Source organism: Streptomyces canarius (assembly GCF_014650735.1).
GTDB classification, from domain to species: Bacteria; Actinomycetota; Actinomycetes; order Streptomycetales; family Streptomycetaceae; genus Streptomyces; species Streptomyces olivaceoviridis.
Map to the genome: position 1 here is coordinate 1 of NZ_BMVN01000139.1, position 4,790 is coordinate 4,790.

The following is a 4,790-nucleotide window of genomic DNA, read 5'->3' on the forward strand; positions in this document are numbered from 1 at the left end:
CCACTCCACAAACGGCGACAACGCCGCCTCACACTCCGCCATCCGCGCCGCGAACACCGGCGAGGACTCCAGGAGCTCCACCGCCATCCCCGCCCACTGCGACCCCTGACCCGGGAACACGAACACCGTCCGGCCCGCCCCAGCGGCGACCGGCTGGTCCAGGTCCGCCAGTCCGGCCGCACGGTCCTGGGCGTCCCGGCCGACGACGAACGAGCGGTATGCGAACGCGGTACGGCGCGCAAGGGTGTGGCCGACGTCGACGGGGTTGTCGTCGACGACCGACAGCAGCCGCTCCGCCTGGGCCCGCACGGCTTCCGGTGTCTTGCCCGACAGGAGCCACGGCACGACCATGGCGGGCGGCGCGGCGGTCTCGGCGGCCGGAGGCACCGACTCGACGATCACGTGCGCGTTGGTACCGCTGATGCCGAACGAGGACACACCGGCCCGGCGCGGGCCGTCCCCGTCGCGCCACTCGCGGGCCTCGGTCAGCAACTCGACTCGTCCGGCGGACCAGTCGATGTGCGGCGACGGCTCCTCCGCGTGCAGCGTCCTGGGCAGCACGCCGTGCTGCATGGCCAGCACCATCTTCATGACGCCCGCTACACCGGCGGCGGCCTGGGTGTGGCCGATGTTCGACTTCACCGAGCCCAGCCACAGCGGCCGGTCGCGGTCCTGGCCGTAGGTGGCCAGCAGGGCCTGCGCCTCGATCGGATCGCCCAGCGACGTTCCCGTGCCGTGCGCCTCCACCACGTCCACCTCGGACGGCTTGAGCCCGGCATTGGCCAGCGCCTGCCGGATCACCCGCTGCTGCGACGGGCCGTTGGGGGCGGTCAGGCCGTTGGACGCGCCGTCCTGGTTGACCGCGCTGCCCCGCACGACGGCCAGCACCGGGTGCCCGTTGCGCCGGGCGTCCGACAGCCGCTCCAGCAGCAGTACGCCGACGCCCTCCGACATGCCGAACCCGTCGGCGCTCGCCGCGAAGGACTTGCACCGGCCGTCCACGGCCAGGCCGCGCTGCCGGCTGAACTCCACGAAACCGCCGGGGGTGGCCATCACCATGACGCCGCCCGCGAGCGCGAGGGTGCATTCGCCCGAGCGCAGCGCCTGCGAGGCCAGGTGCAGGGCGACGAGTGACGAGGAGCACGCGGTGTCGACGGTGACCGCGGGACCCTCCAGACCGAACGTGTAGGAGAGCCGGCCTGAGACGACGCTCGCCGAGTTGCCGGTGGCGATGTAGCCCTCACCGGCGTCCGGCGCACCGGCGAGCAGGGAGATGTAGTCCTGGCTATTGGTGCCGATGAAGACACCGCCGGGCGTGCCCTTGAGCGAGACGGGGTCGATGCCGGCCCGTTCGAAGGTTTCCCAGGATGTCTCCAGCAGCAGCCGCTGCTGCGGGTCCATCGCCAGCGCCTCACGCGGCGAGATCCCGAAGAAGCCGGCGTCGAACTCGCCCACGGCCTCCAGGAAGCCGCCCTCCCGCACGTACGAGGTGCCGACCCGGTCGGGGTCGGCGTCGTAGAGGCGGCTGACGTTCCAGCCGCGGTCGGTGGGCAGACCGGTGATCGCGTCACCGCCCGCGGCCAGCAGCTCCCACAGCTGCTCGGGGGTGCCGACTCCTCCGGGGAACCGGCAGCCCATGGACACGATGGCGATCGGCTCGTCGGAGGCCACGGCCGTCGGGGCGGCCTCGGCTGTGCGGGTGCCCACCGACTCGGTGAGGAGGTGCGCCGTCAGGACGGCGGGCGTCGGGTAGTCGAAGACCAGGGTCGCCGGCAGCTTCAGGCCGGTGGCCTTCGTCAGCCGGTTGCGCAGTTCCACCGCGGTGAGCGAGTCGAAGCCCAGCTCGCGGAAGGCCTTGCCGGGTTCGACCAGGTCCGCGGACGCGTGGCCGAGGACGACGGCCGCGGCACCGAGCACCAGGTCCAGGACGTGTCGCTGCCGTTCCGGCTCCGGCATGGCCGCCAGCCGGTCGCCGAAGGACGATCCGTCGGCCGTTCCGGCGGACGCCCGCCGGACCGGCGCGCGGACCAGGCCGCGCAGCACCGGATGCAGGGTCTCCTGACGGCGCAGCGCGTCGTGGTCGACGCGGACCATGACGGGCGTCGCGAGGTCCGTCGCCAGGGCGGCGTCGAACAGGGCGAGGCCCTGCTCCGAGGAGAGGGGGGTCATGCCGGACCGGGCCATCCGGGCGATGTCGCCGTCGTCCAGTCGCGCGGTCAGGCCACTGCGCTCGGTCCACATGCCCCAGGCCAGTGACTGGGCGGGCAGCCCGGCCGCCCGGCGGTGCTGCGCGAGCCCGTCCAGGAAGGCGTTGGCCGCCGCGTAGTTGCCCTGACCGGGGGCGCCGAAGACGCCCGCCGCCGAGGAGAACAGCACGAAGGCCGCCAGGTCCTGGTCCCTTGTGAGTTCGTGCAGGTGCGAGGCGGCGTCGGCCTTCGCGCCGAACACCCGGGCAAGGCGTTCGGGGATGAGGTCGGCCAGGACACCGTCGTCGAGGACGCCCGCGGTGTGCACGACCGCCGTCAGCGGCCGTTCCAGGGCGCCGAGTACTCCGGCCAGCGCGTCGCGGTCGGAGACGTCGCAGGCGAACGAGCGGACGTCGGCGCCGGGGATGTCCGGCGCGTCGCCGCTGCGGCTGAGCATGACCAGATGGCGGATGCCGTGCTCGGCCACGAGGTGCCGGGCGACGAGCCCGGCCAGTACGCCGCTGCCGCCCGTCACGAGGACCGCGCGGTCCGGGTCGAGCCGCCGCGGCGGGACGAGGACGAGCTTGCCGACGTGCTTCGCCTGGCTGAGGAAGCGCAACGCCTCGGGGGCGCGGCGCAGGTCCCAGCTACGCGTCGGCAACGGCGTCAGCACGCCTTGCTCGAACAGCGCAAGCACCTTGGTCAGCATCTCGTGGATCCTGTCGGGGCCGGCGTCCATCAGCTCGAACGCCTGGTAGCGCACCCCCTCGTACGCCGCCGCCACCTGCTCGGGGTCGCGGAGGTCGGTTCTGCCCATCTCGATGAAACGTCCGCCGCGGGGCATGAGGCGCAACGAGGCGTCGATCAGCTCGCCGGTGAGGGAGTTGAGGACTACGTCCACGCCCCGGCCGTCGGTCGCGGTCAGGAAGGCGCTCTCGAACTCGGCCGTCCTGGAGGAGGCCAGGCGGTCGGCGGCGAGTCCCGTCGCCTCCCACTTGCCGGTGCCGGCCGTGCCGTAGACCTCGGCGCCGAGGTGCCGGGCGAGTTGTACGGCGGCCATGCCGACGCCGCCCGCCGCGGCGTGCACCAGGACGGACTCACCCGCCCTCAGACCGGCCAGGTCGACCAGCCCGCGGTAGGCGGTGAGGAAGACCACCGGCACGGCCGCGGCCTGCTCGAAGGTCCAGTCGGCGGGCATCCTGCCCAGCAGCCGCCGGTCGGTGACCGCGATCGGCCCGTAACAGCCGGCGAACACACCGCACACCCGGTCACCGACCGCGAGATCGGTGACGCCCGGTCCGGTCCCCGTGACGACGCCTGCCCCCTCGATGCCCATCGGACCGGGCTCGCCGGGGAGCAGTCCCAGGGCGTTGAGCGCGTCGCGGAAGTTCACACCGGCGGCACGGACCTCGATGCGCACCTCGCCGTCGGCGAGCGGGGCGGTCAGCTCCGGCGCCGGCAGCAGCGCCAGGTTCTCCAGCGTGCCTCGTTCCGTGGTCCCCAGCAGCCACGCGGACGTCTCGGCGGGCGGCAGCAGACTGTCCCCGGCAAAGTGGCGGGCCAGTCGCGGCCGGTGGGCGACGCCCCCGCGGATCGCAAGCTGCGGTTCGCCCGTCGCCGCGGCGGCGGTCACGAGGTGGTCGGACGCCTCGTAGGAGTCGATCAGCACGAACCGGTCGGGGTGCTCCGCCTGGGCGGAGCGGACCAGGCCCCACACCGCGGCGTGCGCGGGATCCACCTCCTCGCCCGGTTCGACGGCCACGGCCATCCTGGTGAGGACGACCAGGGTCCCGTCCTCGGACAGGGCACGCTGCAACCGGGCGAGCACCTGGGTGGTCGCCTCGTGCGCCGTGCCGGCGTCGACCACGAAGACCTCGGGCTCCGGATGCGTTCCGTCGGCCTCCAGCGGCATGGCCGGCCACTGGAAGTGGTACGGCAGCTCACGCGGGCCGTGGAAGAGCCGGGGATTGAGCGGACGGACCACCAGCGAGTCGACGCTCACGACCGGAGCGCCGGACTCGTCGGCAGCCGCGATGGTGATCGAGTCCGGCCCGTCCGGGCGGATCCGGACGCGCAGCGCACGCGCACCGGACGCCAGCAAGGAGACCCCTCGCCAGGTGAACGGCAGCCTCGCCTCGTCGCCGGGGAAGAACGCGCCCAGACCCGCGGCCTGGAGCGCCGCGTCCAGCAACGCGGGGTGCAGCCCGTACGCGTCGGCGTCCTCGCCGTGCTCCTGAGGGAGCGCCACCTCGGCGAACAGGGTGTCACCGCGCCGCCAGGCGGCTCGCAGTCCGCGGAACGCCGGGCCGTACACGAAGCCGTTGTCCGCCATGCGGTCGTAGTACCCGTCGAGGTCCAGCGCCTCGGAGCCGGCCGGAGGCCAGGTGCGGGCGGTGAAGTCGGTGGCGGTCGGCGCCAGGGCGAGCGAGCCGCCCGCGTAGCGGGTCCATTCCTGGTCGGCGGGCACGTCGTCCGCCCTGCCGTGGATCGTCAACCGGCGGCTGCCGTCGGCGTCCGGGGCCGCGACCACGACCTGGATCGCGAGTCCGCCGTGGTCGGGGAGGACCAGGGGTGCTTCCAGGGTGAGTTCCTCGACGGTGCCGC

The 4,790-nt window shown here is 73.6% G+C and carries 1 protein-coding gene; it reads right to left on the reverse strand.

Going from position 1 to position 4,790, the window contains the following annotated elements; genetic code table 11:
• A partial coding sequence (locus IE294_RS46300; RefSeq protein ID WP_189895322.1) for a type I polyketide synthase occupies window positions 1-4,790 on the reverse strand: 4,790 nt, incomplete at both ends.